Source organism: Roseivivax halotolerans (genome assembly GCF_900115815.1).
Taxonomy (GTDB): Bacteria; Pseudomonadota; Alphaproteobacteria; order Rhodobacterales; family Rhodobacteraceae; genus Roseivivax; species Roseivivax halotolerans.
The window spans coordinates 42,850-65,633 of the sequence record NZ_FOXV01000017.1; the positions used below are offsets into that span (position 1 = coordinate 42,850).

Annotated in this window: 22 protein-coding genes and 1 tRNA gene; 4 read left to right on the top strand and 19 right to left on the bottom strand. The window is 61.6% G+C overall.

What is annotated here, in order from left to right; genetic code table 11:
• Positions 1-87: 87 nt before the first annotated feature.
• The 7 genes from rpoC to rplK form a co-directional block, all read right to left on the bottom strand.
• The gene (gene rpoC, locus BM171_RS17155) at positions 88-4,329 is read right to left on the bottom strand and encodes a DNA-directed RNA polymerase subunit beta' (RefSeq protein WP_093015355.1); all 4,242 of its coding nucleotides are present in this window, start codon (positions 4,327-4,329) and stop codon (positions 88-90) included.
• A 95-nt stretch (positions 4,330-4,424) separates the two neighbouring features.
• Entirely contained in the window at positions 4,425-8,567 is a 4,143-nt protein-coding gene (rpoB, locus tag BM171_RS17160) for a DNA-directed RNA polymerase subunit beta (RefSeq protein WP_093015358.1), read from the bottom strand.
• Positions 8,568-8,819: 252 nt separating this feature from the next.
• Complete coding sequence (rplL, locus tag BM171_RS17165) at positions 8,820-9,200, bottom strand: 50S ribosomal protein L7/L12 (RefSeq protein ID WP_093015361.1); 381 nt, start codon at positions 9,198-9,200, stop codon at positions 8,820-8,822.
• A gap of 72 nt (positions 9,201-9,272) precedes the next feature.
• Positions 9,273-9,791: a 50S ribosomal protein L10 gene (gene rplJ, locus BM171_RS17170; protein ID WP_093015364.1), complete on the bottom strand. Its 519-nt coding sequence runs from the start codon at positions 9,789-9,791 to the stop codon at positions 9,273-9,275.
• A 373-nt stretch (positions 9,792-10,164) separates the two neighbouring features.
• On the bottom strand, positions 10,165-11,073 hold the full coding sequence (locus BM171_RS17175) for a glycosyltransferase family 2 protein (RefSeq protein WP_093015366.1): 909 nt from the start codon (positions 11,071-11,073) through the stop codon (positions 10,165-10,167).
• Between the two features lie 170 nt (positions 11,074-11,243).
• Complete coding sequence (gene rplA / locus BM171_RS17180) at positions 11,244-11,942, bottom strand: 50S ribosomal protein L1 (protein ID WP_093015369.1); 699 nt, start codon at positions 11,940-11,942, stop codon at positions 11,244-11,246.
• 1 nt (position 11,943) lies between these two features.
• On the bottom strand, positions 11,944-12,393 hold the full coding sequence (gene rplK / locus BM171_RS17185; RefSeq protein WP_093015372.1) for a 50S ribosomal protein L11: 450 nt from the start codon (positions 12,391-12,393) through the stop codon (positions 11,944-11,946).
• 212 nt (positions 12,394-12,605) lie between these two features.
• On the opposite strand from rplK, the gene BM171_RS17190 reads away from it, so the two are divergent.
• Positions 12,606-13,226 (top strand): YdeI/OmpD-associated family protein, encoded by a 621-nt coding sequence (locus BM171_RS17190; protein WP_093015375.1) that lies wholly within the window; start codon positions 12,606-12,608, stop codon positions 13,224-13,226.
• 10 nt (positions 13,227-13,236) lie between these two features.
• On the opposite strand, the gene nusG is transcribed toward BM171_RS17190, so the two are convergent.
• Both nusG and secE read right to left on the bottom strand, forming a co-directional pair.
• Complete coding sequence (gene nusG / locus BM171_RS17195; RefSeq protein ID WP_093015378.1) at positions 13,237-13,770, bottom strand: transcription termination/antitermination protein NusG; 534 nt, start codon at positions 13,768-13,770, stop codon at positions 13,237-13,239.
• 146 nt (positions 13,771-13,916) lie between these two features.
• A complete protein-coding gene (gene secE / locus BM171_RS17200; protein ID WP_093015382.1) occupies positions 13,917-14,117 on the bottom strand; it encodes a preprotein translocase subunit SecE in 201 nt (66 codons plus the stop codon).
• 307 nt (positions 14,118-14,424) lie between these two features.
• Here secE and BM171_RS17205 point away from each other — a divergent pair, with 307 nt between their 5' ends.
• Positions 14,425-15,009 carry a hypothetical protein gene (locus BM171_RS17205; RefSeq protein WP_093015385.1) on the top strand — a complete coding sequence of 195 codons (585 nt, stop codon included), beginning with the start codon at positions 14,425-14,427 and terminating at the stop codon, positions 15,007-15,009.
• 87 nt (positions 15,010-15,096) lie between these two features.
• On the opposite strand, the gene BM171_RS17210 is transcribed toward BM171_RS17205, so the two are convergent.
• From BM171_RS17210 to BM171_RS19415, 10 genes are all read right to left on the bottom strand, one after another.
• Positions 15,097-15,172 (bottom strand) — tRNA-Trp (locus BM171_RS17210).
• Between the two features lie 87 nt (positions 15,173-15,259).
• Positions 15,260-16,288, bottom strand: a complete 1,029-nt coding sequence (locus tag BM171_RS17215; protein WP_093015388.1) for a site-specific integrase — start codon at positions 16,286-16,288, stop codon at positions 15,260-15,262.
• On the bottom strand, positions 16,282-16,482 hold the full coding sequence (locus BM171_RS17220; RefSeq protein ID WP_093015391.1) for a hypothetical protein: 201 nt from the start codon (positions 16,480-16,482) through the stop codon (positions 16,282-16,284). The genes BM171_RS17215 and BM171_RS17220 overlap by 7 nt, the downstream gene beginning before the upstream one ends.
• Positions 16,483-16,494: 12 nt before the next feature.
• Positions 16,495-16,821 carry a DUF2190 family protein gene (locus tag BM171_RS17225; RefSeq protein WP_093015394.1) on the bottom strand — a complete coding sequence of 109 codons (327 nt, stop codon included), beginning with the start codon at positions 16,819-16,821 and terminating at the stop codon, positions 16,495-16,497.
• On the bottom strand, positions 16,821-17,036 hold the full coding sequence (locus tag BM171_RS17230) for a phage head-tail joining protein (RefSeq protein ID WP_093015397.1): 216 nt from the start codon (positions 17,034-17,036) through the stop codon (positions 16,821-16,823). Before BM171_RS17230 ends, BM171_RS17225 begins: the two co-directional genes overlap by 1 nt.
• Positions 17,037-17,039: 3 nt before the next feature.
• A complete protein-coding gene (locus BM171_RS17235; protein ID WP_093015400.1) occupies positions 17,040-18,866 on the bottom strand; it encodes a prohead protease/major capsid protein fusion protein in 1,827 nt (608 codons plus the stop codon).
• Positions 18,856-20,262 carry a phage portal protein gene (locus BM171_RS17240; protein WP_093015403.1) on the bottom strand — a complete coding sequence of 469 codons (1,407 nt, stop codon included), beginning with the start codon at positions 20,260-20,262 and terminating at the stop codon, positions 18,856-18,858. Before BM171_RS17240 ends, BM171_RS17235 begins: the two co-directional genes overlap by 11 nt.
• Before the next feature lie 14 nt (positions 20,263-20,276).
• Positions 20,277-20,972, bottom strand: coding sequence for a hypothetical protein (locus BM171_RS17245; protein ID WP_093015406.1), 696 nt, complete (start codon positions 20,970-20,972; stop codon positions 20,277-20,279).
• 97 nt (positions 20,973-21,069) lie between these two features.
• A complete protein-coding gene (locus tag BM171_RS17250; RefSeq protein ID WP_139218735.1) occupies positions 21,070-21,783 on the bottom strand; it encodes a hypothetical protein in 714 nt (237 codons plus the stop codon).
• An 80-nt stretch (positions 21,784-21,863) separates the two neighbouring features.
• Complete coding sequence (locus BM171_RS19415) at positions 21,864-22,169, bottom strand: Arc family DNA-binding protein (RefSeq protein ID WP_342742001.1); 306 nt, start codon at positions 22,167-22,169, stop codon at positions 21,864-21,866.
• Between BM171_RS19415 and BM171_RS17260 the strand changes: the two genes are divergently transcribed.
• Together BM171_RS17260 and BM171_RS18745 are read left to right on the top strand one after the other, a co-directional pair.
• Positions 22,051-22,440, top strand: coding sequence for an Arc family DNA-binding protein (locus BM171_RS17260; RefSeq protein WP_217646749.1), 390 nt, complete (start codon positions 22,051-22,053; stop codon positions 22,438-22,440). The genes BM171_RS19415 and BM171_RS17260 overlap by 119 nt on opposite strands.
• A 42-nt stretch (positions 22,441-22,482) precedes the next feature.
• Positions 22,483-22,749 carry a hypothetical protein gene (locus BM171_RS18745; protein ID WP_139218736.1) on the top strand — a complete coding sequence of 89 codons (267 nt, stop codon included), beginning with the start codon at positions 22,483-22,485 and terminating at the stop codon, positions 22,747-22,749.
• Positions 22,750-22,784 lie beyond the last annotated feature (35 nt).

Genomic DNA, 22,784 nt, shown 5'->3' on the forward strand with positions numbered 1-22,784 from the left:
CCTCATCCTTGTACCGATCTCTACTGCACAAAGAAAAACCCCCGGCCGCTCGGCCGGGGGTCTTTTTTCAGCGTATGCGCCAGAGGCTTATTCGCGGCTCTCGGAGGTGTCCTCGATCACGGTGTCGAACTCCCCGCCACCGACCACGTCCTCGGCGGGCGCGGCGAGGCGGGCGGCCTCTTCGGCCTCGCTCCGGCGCGCTTCGATGACGACGTTGTCGCGATCGCTGGCGATCTTCTCGACGCGGTTGATCGCGCCGCCGGTGCCCGCCGGGATGAGGCGGCCAACGATGACGTTCTCCTTCAGACCCTGAAGGCGATCCACCTTACCCTGCACCGACGCTTCGGTGAGGACCCGCGTCGTCTCCTGGAAAGAGGCGGCGGAGATGAAGGAGCGCGTCTGCAGCGATGCCTTGGTGATCCCGAGAAGGATCGGCTCACCCTTGGCAGGACGACCGTTCTTCTTCTCGGCCTTGGCATTGGCCTCGTCGAACTCGAGCTTGTCCACGTGCTCGCCCTTGAGAAGCGTGGTGTCCCCGCTGTCGAGGATTTCCCACTTCTGGAGCATCTGCCGGACGATGACCTCTACGTGCTTGTCGTTGATCTTCACGCCCTGCAGTCGGTAGACCTCCTGGACCTCGTTGATCATGTAATTGGCCAGTGCCTCGACGCCCATGATCGACAGGATGTCGTGGGGCGCGGGGTTGCCGTCCATGATGTAGTCGCCCTTCTGGACGTAGTCCCCTTCGACGACCGGGATGTGCTTGCCCTTGGGGATCATGTACTCCTTGGGCTCCAGGCTGTCGTCGACCGGCTCGATCGAGATGCGGCGCTTGTTCTTGTAGTCCTTGCCGAAGCGCACGTAGCCGTCGATCTCCGCGATGATCGCGTGATCCTTGGGCCGGCGTGCCTCGAAGAGTTCGGCCACACGCGGCAGACCGCCGGTGATGTCCTTCGTCTTCGCACCTTCGCGCGGAATACGCGCCACCACGTCACCCGCGGCGACCTCCTGGCCGTCCTCGACCGACAGGATCGCGTCGACCGACATCGGGTAGGTGATCGGGTTGCCTGCCTCGTTGCGCACCGGCTCGCCGTTCTCATCCTGGAGGATGATCTCGGGCTTGAGCTCGTTGCCCTTGGGCGCGGCACGCCAGTCCGTCACGATCTTCTGCGACATGCCGGTGGCATCGTCGGTCTCTTCGCGGACGGCAACGCCGTTCACGAGATCGACGTGACGCGCGACACCCGCCTTCTCGGCGATGATCGGCAGCGTGTAGGGGTCCCACTCGAAGAGCTTCGCCCCGCGCTCGATCTTGTCGCCTTCCTTGACGAAGAGCTTGGTGCCGTAGCCGACCTTGTGGCTCGCGCGTTCGGCGCCGTGCTCGTCCATGATGCGGAGCTTCATGTTCCGCCCCATCACGAGCGTGTCGCCCGCAGCGTTCACCAGGGTGTTGGCGTTCTCGTACTCGATGATGCCCGATTGCGACGCTTCGAGGAAGCTTTGCTGGCCACCCTGCGCGACGCCGCCGATGTGGAAGGTCCGCATCGTCAGCTGCGTGCCGGGCTCACCGATGGATTGTGCCGCGATGATGCCGACAGCCTCGCCGGTGTTGACCATCGTGCCGCGCGCGAGGTCACGCCCGTAGCACATGGCGCAGACGCCCTCCTCGGCATCGCAGGTCAGCGGCGAGCGGATGCGCGCGGTCTGCACCGCGGCCTCCTCGATCGCATCGGCAGAGCGCTCGTCGATGATCTGGCCTTCCTTGACCAGAACCTCGTCGGTGCCCGGCTTCACGATGTCCTCGGCAGCCACGCGGCCGAGGAGCCGCTCGCCGATGGACGCCACGACTTCGCCGTCGCTGATCGCCGCCTCGGCGGTGATCGACCGGTCGGTGCCGCAATCGTGCATGCGGACGATGCAATCCTGCGCCACGTCCACGAGACGACGGGTCAGGTAGCCCGAGTTCGCCGTCTTCAGAGCGGTGTCCGACAGACCCTTCCGCGCACCGTGCGTCGAGTTGAAGTACTCGAGAACGGTCAGGCCTTCCTTGAAGTTCGAGATGATCGGCGTCTCGATGATGTCGCCGTTCGGCTTCGCCATCAGACCGCGCATCCCGCCCAGCTGCTTCATCTGGGTGACCGAGCCACGCGCACCGGAATGCGCCATCATGTAGACCGAGTTCGGTTCCGCCTCGGCCCCGTTCTCGTCGGTCTTGGCCGCCGAGATCGTGGACATCATCGCTTCGGTGACCTTGTCGTTACACTTCGACCAGGCATCGACGACCTTGTTGTACTTCTCACCCTGGGTGATCAGGCCGTCCATGTATTGCTGTTCGAAGTCCTTCACCTGTTCGCGGGTGTCTTCGACGATGGCCCACTTGTCTTCCGGGATGACCATGTCGTCCTTGCCGAAGGAGATGCCCGCGCGGAACGCCTCCTTGAAGCCCATGGACATGATCTGGTCGCAGAAGATGACCGATTCCTTCTGGCCGCAATAGCGGTAGACGGTGTCGATGACGCGCTGAACGTCCTTCTTCCGAAGAAGCGTGTTCACGAGTTCGAACGGTGCCTTCGCGTTGAGCGGCAGAAGCCCGCCCAGGCGCACGCGGCCCGGCGTCGTCTCGTAGCGCTTGAAGACCTCCTGGCCCTCGTCGTCGATCTGCTTGATGCGGCACTCGATCTTGGCGTGCAGATGCACCTCGCCCGCGTTGAGCGCGTGCTCCACTTCCTCGACTGAGCCGAAGACCATGCCTTCGCCCTTCATGCCGTGACGCATGATCGAGGTGTAGTAGAGACCGAGGATCATGTCCTGCGACGGCACGATGATCGGCGCGCCGTTGGCCGGCGACAGAACGTTGTTCGTGGACATCATCAGGACGCGCGCCTCAAGCTGCGCCTCGAGGCTCAGCGGCACGTGAACGGCCATCTGGTCACCGTCGAAGTCGGCGTTGAACGCCGCGCAGACGAGCGGGTGCAGCTGGATCGCCTTACCTTCGATCAATGTGGGCTCGAAGGCCTGGATGCCGAGACGGTGCAGCGTCGGCGCGCGGTTCAGCAGAACCGGATGCTCACGGATCACCTCGTCTAGGATATCCCAGACTTCCGGGCGCTCTTTCTCGACCAGCTTCTTCGCCTGCTTGACGGTGGAGCTGAGTCCCTTCGCCTCGAGCCGCGAGTAGATGAACGGCTTGAACAGCTCGAGCGCCATCTTCTTCGGAAGACCGCACTGGTGCAGCTTGAGTTCGGGGCCGGTCACGATGACCGAACGGCCCGAGAAATCGACGCGCTTACCGAGGAGGTTCTGCCGGAACCGGCCCTGCTTGCCTTTCAGCATGTCGGACAGCGACTTCAGCGGACGCTTGTTCGCGCCCGTGATGACGCGCCCGCGGCGGCCGTTGTCGAAGAGCGCGTCGACCGATTCCTGCAGCATCCGCTTTTCGTTCCGGACGATAATGTCCGGTGCGCGCAGCTCGATCAGCCGCTTGAGACGGTTATTCCGGTTGATGACCCGGCGATACAGGTCGTTGAGGTCGGACGTCGCGAAGCGGCCGCCATCGAGCGGCACCAGCGGCCGGAGTTCCGGCGGAATGACCGGAACGACGGTCATGATCATCCACTCGGGGCGGTTGCCGGACTCGAGGAAGTGCTCGACGACCTTCAGGCGCTTGATGATCTTCTTGGGCTTCAGCTCGCCGGTGGCTTCCTTCAGCTCCTCGCGAAGCTGCTCGGCATCGGCCTCGAGGTCGATCTGGGCAAGCATTTCGCGGATCGCCTCGGCACCGATATTGGCGGTGAAGGCGTCCATGCCATACTGGTCCTGCGCGTCGAGGAATTCATCCTCGGTCAGGAGCTGGCCATAGGTCAGATCGGTCAGACCCGGCTCGATCACGACGTAGTTCTCGAAGTAGAGAATGCGCTCGAGATCGCGCAGCGTCATGTCCAGCATGAGGCCGATGCGCGAGGGCAGCGACTTCAGGAACCAGATATGCGCGCAGGGTGCGGCCAGCTCGATATGGCCCATCCGCTCACGGCGGACTTTCTGGAGCGTAACCTCGACACCGCATTTCTCGCAGACGACGCCGCGATACTTCATGCGCTTGTACTTGCCGCAGAGGCATTCGTAATCCTTGATCGGACCGAAGATGCGCGCACAGAACAGACCGTCACGCTCAGGCTTGAACGTGCGGTAGTTGATCGTCTCGGGCTTCTTGATCTCGCCGAAGGACCAGCTGAGAATCCGCTCCGGGGAGGCCAGCGAGACCTTGATCTCGTCGAACGCCTTGGGCGGGGTCAGCGGGTTGAACGGGTTGTTGGTGATTTCCTGGTTCATCTCATGTCCTCAGAGTTCAGAGGGTGCGGGGAAGGGACAACCCACAGATTTTTAGATAAAAATCTGTGGGTTGCGCGAGGTGGAGGCGTTCTGCCTCACTCCGCGTCTTCCTCCTCCGCATCCAGGAGTTCCATGTTGAGGCCCAGACCCCGGACCTCCTTGACGAGCACGTTGAACGATTCCGGCACGCCGGCCTCGAAGTTGTCCTCGCCCTTGACGATCGACTCGTAGACCTTGGTCCGGCCCGCCACATCGTCCGACTTGACGGTGAGCATCTCCTGAAGCGTGTAGGCCGCGCCATACGCTTCGAGAGCCCAGACCTCCATCTCGCCGAAGCGCTGACCGCCGAACTGCGCCTTGCCGCCGAGCGGCTGCTGCGTGACGAGGCTGTAAGGCCCGGTCGATCGCGCGTGGATCTTGTCGTCCACGAGGTGATGCAGTTTCAGCAGGTACTTCACGCCCACGGTGACCGGCCGTGCGAATTGCTCGCCCGTGCGCCCGTCGAAGAGGATCGACTGGCCGCTTTCGTCAAAGCCGGCGCGCTTCAGCGCGTCGTTGACGTCAGGCTCTTTCGCACCGTCGAAGACCGGGGTGGCGATCGGCACACCGCGTGTGACGTTGGACGCCGCCTCGACCAGACGATCTTCGTCGAGATCCTTGAGGCCCTCTTCGTAGACGTCGTCGCCATAGGCGTTCTGCAGCGCTTCGCGGACCGGCGTCAGATCACCCGAACGACGGTATTCCTGCAGCGCCTCGTCGACCTTGATGCCGAGGCCGCGCGCGGCCCAGCCCATATGGGTCTCAAGGATCTGACCGACGTTCATCCGGCTCGGCACGCCGAGCGGGTTGAGGCAGAAGTCCACCGGCGTTCCGTCTTCGAGGAACGGCATGTCCTCGATCGGCACGACCTTGGAGATGACGCCCTTGTTGCCGTGACGGCCGGCCATCTTGTCGCCCGGCTGCAGCTTGCGCTTCACCGCCACGAAGACCTTGACCATCTTCATCACGCCCGGGGGCAGATCGTCGCCGCGGCGCACCTTCTCGACCTTGTCGTCGAACCGCGCGTCGAGTGCGCGCTTCTGCGCCTCGTACTGCTCGTTCAGCGCCTCGACATGCTTTGCGTCCTCTTCCTCGCCGAGGGCGAGCTGCCACCAATGGCTGCGCGGCAGCCCTTCGAGCAGCTCTTCGGTGATCTCCGAATTCGCCTTCACACCCTTGGGCCCCTTCACCGCGGTCTTGCCGAGGATCATGGAGCGAAGACGCGCGTAGATGTTGCGGTCGAGGATCGCGAGCTCGTCGTCGCGGTCGCGCGCGAGGCTCTCGATCTCTTCACGCTCGATCTGCAGCGCGCGTTCGTCTTTCTCGACGCCGTGACGGTTGAAGACGCGGACTTCCACGACGGTGCCGTAATCGCCCGGCTTAACCCGCAGCGAGGTGTCGCGCACGTCCGAGGCTTTCTCGCCGAAGATGGCGCGGAGGAGCTTTTCCTCCGGCGTCATCGGGCTTTCGCCTTTTGGCGTGATCTTGCCCACGAGAATGTCGCCCGGCTCCACGTCGGCGCCGATATAGACGATGCCCGCCTCGTCGAGGTTACGCAGCGCCTCTTCACCGACGTTCGGGATGTCGCGGGTGATTTCCTCGGGCCCGAGCTTGGTGTCACGGGCCGCGACCTCGAATTCCTCGATATGGACCGAGGTGAAGACGTCGTCCTGCGCAATGCGCTCGGAGATGAGGATGGAGTCCTCGTAGTTGTAGCCGTTCCAGGGCATGAAGGCGACGATGACGTTCTTGCCGAGCGCCAGTTCCCCCATATCCGTGGACGGGCCGTCCGCGATAACCTCGCCCTTCGACACTTCCATGCCCACCGTCACCAGCGGACGCTGGTTGATGCAGGTGTTCTGGTTCGAACGCTGGAACTTGCGCAGGCGGTAGATGTCCACGCCCGGATCGCCCGGCTCCAGATCCTCGGTCGCACGGACCACGATCCGGGTTGCGTCGACCTGGTCGATGACCCCGCCGCGACGCGCCATGATCGACGCGCCGGAATCGCGGGCGACGATGCCCTCGATGCCGGTGCCAACGAGCGGCGCCTCGGAGCGCAGCGTCGGCACGGCCTGCCGCTGCATGTTCGAGCCCATCAGCGCGCGGTTCGCGTCGTCGTTCTCGAGGAACGGGATCAGCGAGGCCGCGACCGACACGAGCTGCTTCGGCGAGACGTCGATGAGATCGACATTCTCGGCCGGCGCGAGCGTGTAATCGCCGGACTGGCGAGTGTTCACCAGCTCGTTGATGAAACGGCCGTTTTCGTCGAGCAGCGCGTTCGCCTGCGCGATCGTGTGGCGCATTTCCTCGGTCGCGGACATGTAGCGGACTTCATCCGTCACCGTTCCGTCCTTGACGAGGCGATACGGGGTTTCGATGAAGCCGTACTTGTTGACGCGTGCGAAGGTGGCCAGCGAGTTGATGAGACCGATGTTCGGGCCTTCCGGCGTCTCGATCGGGCACATCCGGCCATAATGCGTCGGGTGCACGTCGCGCACCTCGAAGCCGGCACGCTCGCGGGTCAGACCGCCGGGCCCGAGTGCGGAGAGGCGGCGCTTGTGCGTCACTTCCGACAGCGGGTTGGTCTGGTCCATGAACTGCGACAGCTGCGAGGAGCCAAAGAACTCGCGCACGGCAGCCGCGGCGGGCTTGGCGTTGATCAGATCCTGCGGCATCACCGTGTCGATCTCGACAGAGGACATACGCTCCTTGATCGCGCGCTCCATCCGCAGCAGGCCGACGCGGTACTGGTTCTCCATCAGCTCGCCGACCGAGCGCACCCGGCGGTTGCCGAGGTGGTCGATGTCGTCGATGTCGCCGCGACCATCACGCAGATCCACAAGCGCCTTGATGCAGGCCACGATGTCTTCGCGGTCGAGCGTGCGCTGGGTGTCGGGCTTCTCGAGGGCGAGACGCATGTTCATCTTCACGCGGCCGACGGCAGAGAGGTCATAACGCTCGCTATCGAAGAACAGCGTGTCGAAGAGCGCCGAAGCGGCTTCGACGGTGGGCGGCTCGCCCGGACGCATGACGCGGTAGATGTCCATGAGCGCGGTGTCGCGGTTCATGTTCTTGTCCTGCGCCATCGTGTTGCGCATGTACGGACCGACCGTGATGTTGTCGATGTCGAGGACCGGGATCTCGGTCACGCCGGCATCCACGAGTTCCTTGAGCGTGCCGCCGGTGACTTCGCCATCCTTGTCGACGTTCCAGGTGAGCTCATCGCCCGCCTCGACGTAGATCGCGCCGGTTTCCTCGTTGATGATGTCCTTGGACACGAAGCGGCCGACGATGTGGTCGAACGGCACGAGCAGGTTCTCGACCTGTCCGTCGTCCTTCAGTTTCTTCACCGCGCGGGGCGTGACCTTCTTTCCGGCCTCGGCGATGATCTCGCCGGAATCCGCATCCACGAGATCGTAGGTCGGCCGTGTGCCGCGGACGCGATCGGGGAAGAACTTGGTGACCCAGCCCTTGCCCTTCTCGAGCTTGAAATCGACCGTGTCGTAATACGCATCCATGATCGCTTCCTGGTCGAGACCCAAAGCGTAAAGAAGCGTGGTGACCGGCAGCTTCCGGCGGCGGTCGATGCGCGCGAAGACGAGATCCTTGGCATCGAATTCGAAATCGAGCCAGGAGCCACGGTACGGAATGATGCGGCAGGCGAACAGGAGCTTGCCGGAGGAATGCGTCTTGCCCTTGTCGTGATCGAAAAACACGCCGGGGCTGCGGGGCATCTGGGAGACGATGACCCGCTCCGTGCCGTTCACGATGAACGTGCCGTTGTGCGTCATCAGGGGCATGTCGCCCATGAAGACGTCCTGCTCCTTGATGTCCTTGACCGATTTCGCGCCGGTATCCTCATCGACATCGAACACGATCAGACGCAGCGTGACCTTCAGCGGAGCCGCGTAGGTCATGTCGCGCTGCTGACATTCGTCGACATCGTATTTCGGCTTTTCGAGCTCGTAATCGACGAATTCGAGGACGGCCGTCTCGTTGAAATCCTTGATCGGGAAGACGGACTGGAATACGCCCTTGATCCCCTCGCCGTCAAGCGGCTGGGGCTCGTCGCCGGATTTCAGGAACAGATCGTAGGACCGCTTCTGGACCTCGATCAGGTTCGGCATCTCCTGCACTTCGCGGATTTTGCCGTAATACTTACGAAGACGTTTCTGGCCAAGGTAGGATTGCGCCATGGTCGCTTGTCACCTTTCAGTGTCTCTTCCGAGCGCGCGGCCGTCGGGCCCCGGGCGCGTGCTCAACCGAGAGGGCTTGCTCCGATCTATTCTCGGCCTCTGTCCCACCAGAGGCCTTCCCGATCATGGAGCCTTGCCTGAGAAAAGCCCTGCTCTGTCAGGGCCTCTCTGAGACAGGCTCGGCTGGACCCGGATTTCTCCGGATCCAGCCTTGAATATGCTCATCCAGGCCGGGCTTGCCCGACCAGTGGATTACTTGAGCTCGACTTCGGCGCCAGCCTCTTCGAGCTTCTTCTTGATCTCTTCGGCTTCTTCCTTCGGGCACTGTTCTTTGACAGCCTTGCCACCGGCTTCGACCAGTTCCTTGGCTTCTTTGAGGCCAAGACCGGTGATGCCGCGGACTTCCTTGATCACGTTGATCTTGGATGCGCCTGCCGACTTCAGGATGACGTCGAATTCGGTCTGCTCTTCAGCAGCCGCGCCGCCTGCGTCGCCTGCCGGACCGGCCATCATCACTGCGCCGCCGGAAGCGGGCTCGATGCCGTATTCGTCCTTGAGGATGGTCTTGAGTTCCTGGGCTTCGAGAAGCGTCAGGTTGACGATGTCTTCTGCGAGTTTCTTCAGATCAGCCATTGTGACTTCTTTCCGTTACTAGATGTGTCCCAACGCGCGGTTTGCAACCCCACGATGATCTCCATGGATGCCTTAGGCCGCCTCGGCCTTTTCCTCGATGGTGGAAAGGATGGAGGCGATATTCGAAGCGGGCGCGCCGATCGCACCGGCGATGTTCGAAGCGGGTGCGCCGATGCAGCTCGCGATCTGAGCGATGAGCTCGTCGCGCGAGGGCATTTTCGACACGGCTTCGACACCGGCCCGGTCCAGAGGGTCGGTACCCATTGCCCCGCCGAGGATCTGCAGCTTGCTGTTATCCTTGGCGAAGCCCTCGACCACCTTGGCGGCTGCCACGGGGTCTTCGGAATAGGTGAGGACCGTCATGCCCTCGAGATAGGTCTTGATGCTTTCGCACGGACGACCCTCGAGAGCGATCTTTGCGAGCCGGTTCTTGGCGACGCGAACGGACGCCCCGGCGTCGCGTGCGCGACCCCGAAGATCCTGCATCTCGGCAACCGTGAGACCCTCGTAGTGGGCAACCACCACGACGCCAGAGCTTTCGAAGATTTGGCCGAGTTCCTCGACCACTTTCTCTTTCTGGGCTCTATCCACAGTTCTACTCCAAGTATTGGAGGGTCTCCCCTCCGGCTCTTTTTGCTGAGCCTCCGAAGAGGCACGGCGATAAAGTCCGAACGGGGTGTCGCAATCGCGGATCCAACGCTTCACGAAGCGCAGGAAAAGTATGCTCTTCCCGTCTCAGGCAGGATTTAGCGGCACTGGGCCAACCCACCGTCTCGGACGAAACGAGGGCTCTCGCGAATCGCACGAGTGCCCTCAGGAAATGGACCTAGATTATCGGAGGGACATTGCCAAGGGGTCCGGGGAGCAAAATGCGCCGGACAGTTCATCCGAAACTCTGCCCGCTCGGCTCGGATCGGTCAAGCCTGCACGCACCCGCAGCCGGTCGGCCATCGATCGGCCCCGCTCAAGCGGCAATGGCCCCCGCCACCGTGCCAAACCGGCCCGCCGGTACGCTCACCAACTTGCCCGCCCGATCCAGCATGGCCAAACGTTCGGGTCCAAAGACATGCAACTCGGCATAAAGCGTCCAGAGCACCTCTTCAGGTGTTTCTGACGCAAGCGCATTCTCTAGAAGGACATTCATGCGACTACCATATCCGCGGGACGACATTCGCCATTCCAGCTTGGACCGCCAGTTGTCGAACCCGCGATCCACGAAGTGCAGCAGATGCGCGCCGTCCGCCGGGCCCATCACGCGCGAGGTCACCTGCGTTCGCCCTTGAACCGCCGCCCAATGCTGGCGGATTCGGACCCGGCTTCCAAGGCCGACGCGCGTGCAACTTTTCCCTACGAGATGCCCCGCCAGCCCGTCACGGCTGCGCGTCACAAGTGATAGGGTCGGATACACACTCTGGCGTAGCCAGCGCGGCATCGGCAGCCGGAAATGAAACTGCTCCGGATCGTGCGGGGTCTGCACATGTTCTGCGGTACGGAATGTGACGCTAACCGTTTCTGGTTCCTGCGCGTCCAGCTCTTCGGCGAGGCTGCGGCCATCGAGATGGAAGAACTCATCGCCGTCGCATGCCGCGAACCAGCCTGCGGGTGCGGCACGGTAGGCATATGTCAGGAAATGGTTCTGGCGCATCGGAAACGCCTTATTCGCGTCAATCCCGCAGACTGACCAGAACTCGGACGTCCCACGCTCGACAACGACATCAGGCGCGCCCAAGAACAGATCCGCCGCAGGATCGGACGGGTCGTCGAAACACAGGTGAAACCGCGTCACGCCCTGGCCGCGGTGCCAATCGACGAAACTCAAGACGCTATCCGCCGGCTCTTTCAGGATCGCGGCAAGCGTCAGTTGGACGGCCATGAAAACGGTCTCTATGCATCTGCCGGTTCGGCACGACGCCCCCGGATCTGCACGCGAATTTACCTACGCATCCGGAGCCTCAAAGTAAAAACGGGCCGCCACTTAAGGCCGCCCGTCTCTTTGTTTTCAAGGTGATGCACCGCGGACTCAACCGCTGGCCATCAAATGTGTCAGTTTCCTGTCGCGTTCGAGATATCGACCGTGATGCCAGGGCCCATGGTCGAGGACAGGCAGACCTTCTTCATGTAGGTGCCTTTCGCGCCGGCGGGCTTCGCCTTTGAGACCGCGTCAACGAACGCGCGGATGTTCTCAGCAAGCTTGGCCTCGTCGAAGGAAACCTTGCCGACGCCCGCGTGAATGACGCCAGCCTTCTCGGCCTTGAACTGGACCTGACCGCCCTTCGCCGCCTCGACGGCTTCCTTGACGTCCATCGTCACCGTGCCGACCTTGGGGTTCGGCATCAGGTTCCGCGGGCCGAGGATCTTACCCAGGCGGCCGACGATCGGCATCATGTCCGGCGTCGCGATGCAGCGGTCGAAGTTGATCTCGCCGCTCTGGATCGTTTCCATCAGGTCTTCGGCACCGACGATGTCGGCTCCGGCGGCCTGCGCCTCTTCGGCTTTTGGGCCGCGGGCGAAGACGGCGACGCGGACGGTTTTGCCGGTGCCGTTCGGCAGGCCGACGACGCCGCGGACCATCTGGTCGGCGTGACGCGGATCGACGCCGAGGTTCATCGCGATCTCGACGGTCTCATCGAACTTGACGTTCGCGTTCGACTTGATGAGCGACACGGCCTCTTCGACGGTCACGTTTTCCTTGCCTGCGAAGGCCTCACGAGCGGAGCGGGTGCGTTTTCCGAGCTTTGCCATCTTACTTCACCTCGATGCCCATGGACTTCGCGGAGCCCAGAACGATCTTCATTGCCGCTTCGACGTCGTTTGCCGAAAGGTCCTTCATCTTGGCCTCGGCGATTTCGCGCACCTGCTTGCGGGTGACGGTCGCGACGGTCTCACGGCCCGGCGTGGTCGCGCCCTTCGGGCGGTTCCGCTTGCCGACCGGCTTCAGGCCGGCTGCCTTCTTCAGATAGTAAGACGCGGGCGGCGTCTTGATATCCATCGTGAAGGACTTGTCCTGGTAATAGGTGATGAGCGTCGGGCACGGTGCGCCCTGCTCCATCTCCTGCGTCTTGGCGTTGAACGCCTTGCAGAATTCCATGATGTTGATGCCGCGCTGACCCAGTGCCGGACCGACCGGCGGGGAGGGGTTCGCTTGGCCTGCAGGAATCTGCAGCTTCATCGTGCCAGCAAGCTTCTTGGCCATCTGGCGTCTCCTTTCTTCCAACAGCCGGGGAACGCGATCCGCCGGCATTTTTCGTTGTGTGGTCAGGTCCGGACAGCGCGCTTCCCTCGCCTCCCACATGAGATCTGATCCGAACGGGTCGGAACAGGCGCTGCGCGTACACCTCACGGGCGCGCTTGGCAACCCCCGGACACACCGACTACCGTTGGGTGTCGGAAGAAGAGGTGAGACGCATGATCACCGACGCCGAGATCTACTTCGCACAGGGCTGCGGGCGCTGCGATCGTTTCGCAACGCCGGATTGCTCTGCCGTGCGTTGGCAGCCTGCCCTCGATGCGTTGCGGGATCTCCTCCGCGCGGAAGGTCTGAGAGAGACGGCGAAGTGGGGCCACCCTTGCTACATGCATTTTTCGAGGAACATCGCGATTATCGGTGCATTCCGCGCGGAGTTCCGGCTGAGCTTTTTCGATGCCGCGTTACTGGAAGACCGTAACGGGGTTCTGGAGCGGCACGGCCCGAATACGGCGCAGCCCGATGCAGTGCGCTTCACCGATATCGGTGATGTCGCGCGGAAAGCCGACGCTGTTCGCGCACTCATCGCCCAGGCAAAGCGGCATGCGGAGGCGGGAACCCGAGCGCCGAAGACGCAGGTGGAACTCGACTGTCCACCCGCCCTCATCGACGCGCTGGATAGCGATCCGGATTTCGCAGAAGCTTTCGCGGCGCTCACACCGGGCCGGCGCAAAAGCTACGTCCTGCATGTGAATGGCGCCAAACATCGAGACACCCAGGACGCAAGGATCACCCGCTTCCGTGAGAAGGTCTTTGCGGGGAAGGGATTCAACGAGCGCTAGAGCCGCGCCATCAGCCTTGCTTGGTCACCTGGGTGAACTCCAGCTCGACCGGAGTTTCGCGACCGAAGATCGAGACCGAGACGCGCAGGCGCTGATTGTCTTCGTCGACACCCTCGACCATGCCGTCGAAATCCTCGAACGGCCCGTCGTTGACCTTGACCTTCTCGCCGACCTCGAAGTGGATGAGCGTGCGCGGGGCTTCTTCGCCCTCCTGCACGCGTCCGAGGATCGCCTGCACTTCGGCGTCGCGCATCGGCATGGGCCGGCCTTGCGGCCCGAGGAACCCCGTCACGCGGTTCATCGAATTGATAAGATGATAGCCTTGGTCGGACATTTCCATCCGCACGAGAACGTAACCCGGCATGAAGCGACGCTCGGTATTGACCTTCTTGCCGCGGCGCACTTCGATGACCTCTTCGGTCGGAACCAGAACTTCTTCGATCTGGTCCTCGAGGCCCTGCTCGGCCACCGCCGTCCGGATCTGTTCGGCGACTTTCTTCTCGAAGTTCGAGAGAACGCTAACCGAATACCACCGCTTCGCCATCTGGCCCTGTCCTCATCTTGGGTCCGGGAAATGCCCCGGGGTCTGCAAAGAAAAGCGGCGTGCAACGCGACTCATTGCACGCCCGATCCCGAAAGTGCGCGTCGTCTACAGTTCCGCCGGAGCGAATTCAAGTCGTCAGTCGCGGGTCAGCCCGCGAAGACGGAAAGGATACCCTGGAGCCCCGACCGGATGCCGAGATCGACCAGCGCAAAGAAGATCGCGGTCAGAGTCGCCATGATGAAGACCATGATCGTGGTCAACACCACCTCGCGGCGCGTCGGCCAGACGACCTTCGCCACTTCGGCGCGGACCTGCTGAACGAACTGCATCGGATTGGTCTTGGCCATGACGGACCCTTTTCTCGCGTGATCGTCGGGCAGATACGGCGAAGCGCGCCGGACTTCAAGAGAAGACCGGAAGTCGGCGTGCCGCACCGCTGCCTGTACCGCCGCGTTTAATAAAGCACCCGCGCGATGTGTCGCGCACGATGCATTTCAACGCTCCATCACCGCTATGTGAGATTCTCTGGCGTTTTCGCGAGGTTGGGGAACGGGGTCGCGCCTCGTGCTGTTCTTCACCCATACCGATCGCGGCACGTGTCGCATCGGCCGGATGAAAACCGGATGAACAAACGAGACGAGAAAGGATACGATTATGAAACGCTTTATGACCGCAACCGCACTGACATTCGCAATGGCCGGCACCGCGTTCGCCGCAACCGAGGCAGAGCGCGTGCAGATCCAGTCCTACCTGCCGAACGCGGACGTTTCCGGCTGGAGCGACACCGAAGTTGCCACGGCGATGAACATCATCAACTCGAACGACCGTCGGTCGGACATCGTCGGTCAATTGAACGCGCTTTATGACGGCGAAGACTATGTCTCGACGCCTGCGACGATCACCGAAGCCGAGATGGCGCTTCTTGACCAGTACGTTGACGGTGTCGATTACGCCATGATGCCGCAGGCGCGCGTCGATGCAGCGATCTCCGCCGCTCAGAGCGGCATGTCCGAGAGCGACAAGTCTTCCGAGATCGTCGCACTCCTGTCGGACGACGCAACGCCGATGAGCGACATGAACTCCGCATCGGCCGGCGAGATCGCGTTGATCCGCCAATACGCGCCGGACGCTGATGTCTCCACGCTGAGCGATCAGCAGGTGCAGTCGGTGCTCGCGATAATCTACTCCGGCGAAAATCCGGGCGATGTGCGCGGTGATGTCGAAGCATACCTGAACTAAGGTCGCCACCAGCGACACGCCTCTCTGAGGCACGGAAAGGGCCCGCTTTCGAGCGGGCCTTTTTGCATTCCGTCGCTGTCGGGAAACTGGCAGGGGCAGCAGGGCTCGAACCCGCGACCTACGGTTTTGGAGACCGTCGCTCTACCAACTGAGCTATACCCCTTCTGCAAGCGTTCATTAGGTTTTTCGTTCGGAAGGGTCAACCGGTTATCACACGGGTTATCAGCTTCACGTTCTGTACCTGTTCTGTTCATGTCGATGCCCAAAGCCTCCGTTTTTCAGCGGCCGTGGTCGCGCGCATTATCTGACGCGCCAGACCGGCGTATTTGATGACCATCTCTTTCGTATCGTGCCCGCTGTAGGACATGATTTCGTCGTCGTCGCAGCCAGCCCATGCCAGCTCCATCACTCCCCGATAGCGCAGCGCGTGTTGATCGTGGACCATGAGACCGAGCCGTCGCCTCTCGCGGCGCATAATTTGCCCCATCCCGCTTTTGGTGAGGCGGTGCCCGTGCTCGCCGATAAGGATTGGCCGTGACGGATGCGGCGTGACTCCCAGGCGCTCAATTTCGGAAGCCAGCGCGGCTTTCAGGTTATCGTCGCAAGGGAGAACCAGCGACTTGCTGGTTTTGCTCTGGCTGAGGCTGAGGTTTCGACCGTCATAGTCGCCCCAGTTGAATTTCACCCAGTCGGCTGGGCGCTGAACGCTGCCTATGCCGATCTCGAAAATCAGTCGTGCTCTATGGTTCGCCTCAGCTCGGAACGTCGCGACGGCTTCGTCGGTCCACGGTACGTGTGGACGCTGCCGCTCTTTCGGGATCGGCATCTTTCGAACGCCCTTCGCTGGGTTCGCCGAGATCCAGCCGATATCGATAGCGTGTTCGCAAAGAACTGACATGATCGCGGGAATATCATTCGCGAACTTCGGCTTGTGGCGATTGGCATTTTGCGCGGCAATCACATCCTTCCGATGCAATCTCGTCATGTCCTTTCGGCCATTCTTCTCGAGGATGTAGACGAGAACCCGCTCGTAGGTGCTGCGCGTCGAGGGCTTGAGGTTCAACCACCGATCCGATGCGCGGTAAGAGGCAATCAGAGCCGACCATGAGGTTTTTGCCGCATGCGTCTTCCCGGTCAGAATTTCCCAGTATTCGCGGTCGAAATCAGGTGTCCCCGGAGCAGCCTTGATGCGACCGAGATACTTCCCGCCCTTGCGAACGTAGATGAATCCTGGCTTCGGCTCGTGGAGATACCGCTTTCCTTCAGCACCCTTCACCATTCGAAGCCTCCATCTGCCATCTCACCCCGGAAAATCTTCCGCAGCTCTTCCACGTCCCAGCGGCGAATTCCTGCGATCTCGCGCCCCGCCGGAAGGTGCCCGCCCTCAACCAAACCTCGGAATTCGGTCGGCTTCATATCGAGAAGCCGTGCCGCTGTATCTTCCTTGGCCATGATTGGGGCGGGACGTGTCATCGCGCTTGCCCGTTACACCGAGCCGTTCAGGCGAACGCGGACCGCACTGGCAGCGTCTGCCGCTGGCTCGGAAACCGCGCCGATCAGGTTATTGCCCGAGGCCGTCCCCGTCACGTTGCCGTTCGCCGTGGACCAATAGGCTTTCTGGCCTTTGGTCAGCGCTCCGGATGCTTTCGGCAATTCGAACACGCCGGTTACCGCGGCTTCGAAATCGTCGCCGGTCGCGGCGTCGGTCGAGGCAACGCCGAAGAGCGCGCCCTGCATAACACCTTGCCCGGCTTTGATCTCCGCTGCTGCGGTGAAGGTGAGCACATTGCCCGCTTGGATGTAGTTCTTCATCAGCTCAATCCTTTCGAAGAAGTGACGCGGACCTTGCGGATTTGTCGGCCCTCAAGTGCCGCGATGCGGCCTTTCAGGTCAGCCATGGCCGCGACGAGTTGCGCGTCGCTTTTGTAGCGAACCTCGTCATCACCAAATTTCGCGGTATCCACACCGTCCTCGCGAAGCTCTTCGAGCTTGGCGAGCCGGGCTTTCAGCACTGCAAGGTCCGCCATCAGTTACGCCCCTGCGTTCTGATACCAGCCGCGCCAGTCGAGGAACGCCGCGCCGTAGTCCAAGCGAACCTTGAACTCCATGCCGTCGATCTCGAAGCCCGCGCGCGTATCGATTTGCGGCCCCTCCTCGCCCTGGAGATAGCTGTATTCGAGCCCTTCGACGGTGGCGGGGTCAGCGGTCACGTACCAGCGGGTTGCGCTTGTGAGGCGCGACTCGACCAGTAGGGAGAGCTTAGAAGCGAACGGGTTCACCTCGTCGCTGTTTGTCGGCTGAATTGCGGCGAGCAGCTTTTCAGCGGTGGTTTCGAGCTCCGGCGGGACAACCAGGTATTTCGGGCTCACGTTGATCCGCTTTCCCGACAGCCCGGTCTGCTTCCGCATGGCGAGGCGCGCGGCTGAAAGTGTCTCTTCGGAGAGCGCGGCTCCGGATGCGGCGAGGTTGCCGTGATCCGCATGGAAAAGCGCGTTGCCATCGTCCATGTCGGGGCCGTTGCCGGAGCCGCTTTCGAGAAGATCGACCAGGAACTGCGCCTCGAACTCACTCGCGGCCATTCCGAGCTTTGCGGCAGGATCCGAGAGCGCACCGATATCGTCGTTGATGATTGCCTGCCGGGTGAAGCCGATGATCCGCCCGAAAGTGTCGATGGCGTAGCTCTCTTTCGCCTCGGCCATCGAGCCGGACTTGAACTCGCCGTGTTCATTCACCTTCTCAAGCGTCGGCGCTTCGCCAAGCTGGATCTTCGTCTTGCGGCGGAAGTCGCGGGCCGTAGCCTTGCGGGCAACCGCCTTGAGCGTTGCAGGCGCTGCCTGGTAAGAAGCCATTAGCGTCCGGTTCACCGTGTCTGCGAAGATCGCCGGATAATCCGACGTCGACTGAAGCGCCCGTGTAATCAGGGCGGAGGAGGACATACCGGTGACCACTTCGCCGGATCGGGTCAGGCAGTCTCGTGCGAGGTCGAGCGTGGTCATTCCGTAGAACTCGCGCGCCCGTTCGCTGAGTTGGTGGCCGGGGTTCACCCTGGCGAACATCGCCTCTCCCATGTGGCGAACCCGCTCGCGCGGATCTTCGACCTGGCGAACATTGGTCACGCGGGTCTGGACCGGTGAAGATTGATTACGCTGAAGCTCATCGAGTGCGGCGGAGCGCGCCTCCTCGACACTGGCTTCGCGGTCGATCAGGCCATCCGTGAAGGATTGCGGCAGCTCGAAGGCTTGCGCGAGGCTTCGAATTTCCCCGTTGATCTCGGCGCGGGTCTGCACCTGTTGCTGGGGCGGCGTGTTGGGTGCCGATTGCGGCGGCGTGGTCGGGGGTGCGCTCCCCGGGTTGGTCTCGGGCATGTCACTGCTCCTGATATGAGACGCGGCGTCGGCAGGCACCGCGCAAAGGGAAGCTTCGACCAGGGTCCACTTCGTGGCGACGCGCACACGTTGGCCGGATGACCGGTCAACCTCGTCACGGTGGTCCTGGACCGAGTAGCCGATGGAAACGCCCCGGATGATACCCTCCTCGATGTCGTCGAGGATCGCGTCATGCCGAGACGAAATCTGAATTCTGCCGATCAATTTGCCGCCCTCAATGCGGGCGGAGACCAGTCGGCCGAGAATGCTCCCGATGCCGTCGCGTCGGTGCGTATCAAGGATCGGAGCACCTTCGGATCTTCCGAGATCGATTGCGTCCGAGCTGACGCTCAGTCGCTCGATGAAAGGGCCGTCGAGGTCGAAGCGCTGCACGTCTGCACCGGTGGAAAGCACCGCTTCGACGGTGCGCTTGCCTCGGTCCAGTGTCTTGGGGCGCACGTCCATCGCGCGGGTTTGAAGATCAAGCGGCATTGCCGGTCTCCTCTGCTTCGATGCCCAGGCGTTGCGCCCTTCGGCGGTCGGCTGAGATCTCGGCATCGATCTCCTCGGCGTCATACCCACGCTCGGCGATTACCTCGGAGCGGGAGCGCAGGTTCGCATCAATCTCCATAATCGCGGCGCGGGCGTCCTTCAGCGGATCGACCCACGGCCAGCTCGGCGGGAGCCATTTCGCGGACTGCAAACCGTTCGCCGGGTCCATGAAGGCTTGCGCCGTCACGGTGCCGCGCAAGACCTGCCAGCGCATGAACCGCGCCCAGACCGGGCGACAAAGCTGGTGAACGATGACGTGATGCTGGACGGCTTCGCAGAAGCGGCGGAATTCCAGGAACGCGGCGCGGGCGCTGCTGTAGTTCACCTGACTGAAATCGCCGGTCACCTGTTCGTAGGTGCAGCCGATGCCTGCCGCCATCGCGCGGAGCTGCGTCGTCGCGAGCCCCTGCGCGTCTCCACTATCAGGAAGGTTCGGGAACTCGACCCGCTTCCCGTTGGGCATCACGAGGAGCGTCCCCGGTTCCATTCCGGTGTCGAGCGTGTCGCCGTTTGCCGTTCCGGGATAGGTGCTACCCTCGCCCGCCGGATCATAGACAAATCCGGTGTGAAGCGCGGAGACCTTGGCTCGCACGAGCAGCGCATCGAGAAGCTGGTCCAGCTCGTGACCGGCCAGCAGGATCGGTGCGAACCAACTCAGACCGCGAACCTGTCCGGGGACCAGCGGGCGAAACATGTGGATCACGTCACCGGCGGGGAGCCGGGCCAAGGAGACAGACCGCAGTGACCCCGCCGGTGCCGCTTCACCCGGTGCGCTCGGGCGAAGCCAGTAGGCGACCGGGGCCGCCGAGTTCTTATCGAATTCCACTCCTTGAACCACAAACCGGCTCTCCGAGAGCGTGACAGTCTTGGACCGGTCGAGCTGGTCAGGATGCAATTGCTTCAGAGAGGGTGCGCCGTCTGGGTGCGCCTCGAAGACAGCCAACGCCTCACCAAAAATGACCATGTCGGTGACCAAGCGGTGCTGAAGGGCAAAGAGATCGCCGAGGCCGGAGCTGTCGGCGCGATCCGTCCAGATGTCGAAAGCGCGATGCAGACGCTGCCGGAGCCCTTCCGATTCCGCCCGAGCTTTCGGCTTGATGCCCGTCCCGACCATATTGTCGGCGAGCACTTGCTTCATGCGGGCACCGTGCGGGTTGTTCAGAGCGAAATCCGCCGCTCGGGCTCCGACCAGGTGCGCTCCAGCGCGGATGCTGCTGGCTGGGCTCTGGCTCGCCGTTCGCCCCGCCCAGCGGTAGCCACCAGATGCGGCTTCAAGTGCGCGGGTCTGATCCGGCTTGCCCTGGCGGCGGAAGAGGTTGGCGAAAGGAAAGGCCATCCGTTCTGTCCTGCTCAGTCCATCCGACCGGCGGAACGAAGTTCATGTTGAAAGCGAAGATTGGCCTCGAAGCTGAGAAATACGCCGGTAAGGTCGAGAATTTGGGGATAGCTTGCTGCCTCGCCGAGAAGGTCGCGGACCCGCTCACTCGATGCAAACTGGGTAGCCATCTCAAAGGAAGCGGCTCGCGCATCCTGCAGCGTATTCTTGTGCTTCGCATCGTCTTGCATGAGCGTGACCAATGCGCGAGCCCCATCCCCACGAAGGTGATACACAGCCCAAGTGCGCTGATCGGGATCACGCGAAATGATGGATTCCGAGAAAACCATCTGCGGTGAGGTGCAAGCGATGCGGAGATCGAGAGGCTGGTGGCCCTCGCTCGGCTCAAGCTCTGCCAAGCGCTCGTAGCCGGATGCGAGGTCACCTTTGATCTCGGTGCCACTTGGAACAGCGCTGCTCACCAATTCGTCGAGGATGCCCCAGGTTGTGGCGCGCGCGATTTCGCGAGAGTGCGTAGCCGCTACTGCAAGGTGGAGTGCGCGCTCTGCAATAAGCGAATATTCCACGTGGCCGCGTTTCGTTTCCTTGAAACGCGGTAGCAAGTTCATCTTGCTCGCGTTGTAGTTCCGCTGAAATACGCCGAAATTCCCGTGTTGAAGCGCGGCTGCAGCTTCTCGCGTCGAATATTCGCCGTCCATGATCAAGTCCATTGCCGAGGCTCCATCTGAGTTTCCAGCAACTGACCACACTGAACGTATCAAGTCAATACGTTCAGTGTGGCTCACCTTATTGCGCAAAACTCGATAACTACCCGACCAGCTCTCGCGCCTCGACCCAAAGCCCTCCGGACTCCCAGTCGCTAAAGACAGCGCCATCAACGGTGTCGATGATCGCCTTCGCCGCAAAATCGGCGGCGCAGGTGCAAGGCAGGGCCATCATCTCGTCGGCGAGCGCATCACGTCGGTTATAAAAAAGGTAGTCGATCATATCGTCATCGGCCTGCCCACTGAGACCTGTCTCGTAACCACGCGCCTCTTCGTCGATCGCTTTAATTTCATGGTAAAGGGACACGATCCGAGTGCGCTTGGTGCGGAAAGACGCTGATGCCGACCGATCGATCCATCCGAACTCAGGGCGATAGTGGTGCAGGCCTTCACCCCACACCCCGGAACGCCCAACGATGTTCACGTACTTCGGGATGCCGTTGGCCCAGCGCAGCTCGAGCATCTGGATCGTGTCCACGCCAGCGGTTTCGCCGATAGTCAGCAGAAGGTCGCGGAGCTCTTCCATCTGAACGGCCAGTGCGCGGTTTGCTTCGGTGTCCTGCCACGGCATGAATACTTCTTCGTCTGACTCAGCGGTCGGACCGGTCAGCTTATCCCACCAAAACGGCAGCTCAGGCGTGTTAGACACAGGCTCTTGAGCCGCGAGAGCAGCGGCGGGCGCGGCATATATCCCCGCTGTTGCAGCAGGCACGACTTTCAGAAAGGCACGGCGGGTGGTATCGTGGCGATAAGCCATCGGCGATCTCCTATACAGATCGTTGGTTGGTTCAGGGCCGGTCGGGTGTTGGAGCACCCACCGGTCCGCTTTTTAGGCAATCATGCTGGTTCGATACGTTCCGCGCGCTCCCGAAGAGCTCGAACGATTTCGCTGTTCATGCTGGATCCATTCTTGTTGGCCTGGTCCTCGATCCAAGCCTTCAAGTCTTCTGGTATGCGCAGCTGAAAGGGCTTTCTCGTCGCCATGATGACCTCTTGGTATGTCCAAGTGACACTATGAAGTCCAATGGACGCCATTGTGTCAAGAAGAAAATGGTGTCCATTTGCCAGCATGGCCGAGAGCGAACATCGCACGCTTGTAGATAAGTTCATGCTGCGCCTGCCTGATGGCATGCGTGATCGCATACGTGCGGCGGCTGAGGCGAACGGCCGGTCGATGAACGCCGAAATTGTGTATACTCTTGAGCATGCCTACCCTGGAAACACAGAGATCGACGAAATTGCATCTGCGATTGCGGAAAAACTCGACACCTTTAAACGAGAAAAAAGCAAAAAAAGAAGAGCCGAGATACTCGAAGAGCTATCAGATTTGAACCAGTTGCTACAAAAGGAGTTGCGTAGCCTTTCCGGCAATTTTAGCACTGCTGATGATCAGGATGATATAAAGTTTTTGTAGCAGTGCATTGGGCTTAAAGCGCGACAAAGGAGGACAATTACAATGGAACTTACTCAGGAACATGCTCGTATAGAAAGCTTAATCTCTGGTATCGATGGCGTGAAATCCATCACATGGGAAGCCGATAAGGAGCTGACAATAAATACAATTTACTCCGAAGCCCAACTAACCGAGGATGAACATCGCAAGCGGATATTTGAAGCTGTTGGTCATATTTTTGAAAACAACTCCGTTGATCTCGATAGATGGGGTGTAGCAGATAACGAGGGCAATTGCTCTCACGTCATGAGAAGCAGCAATATCACATAGATCTACGGGCGGCGGCCACTTAAGTACCGCCCACG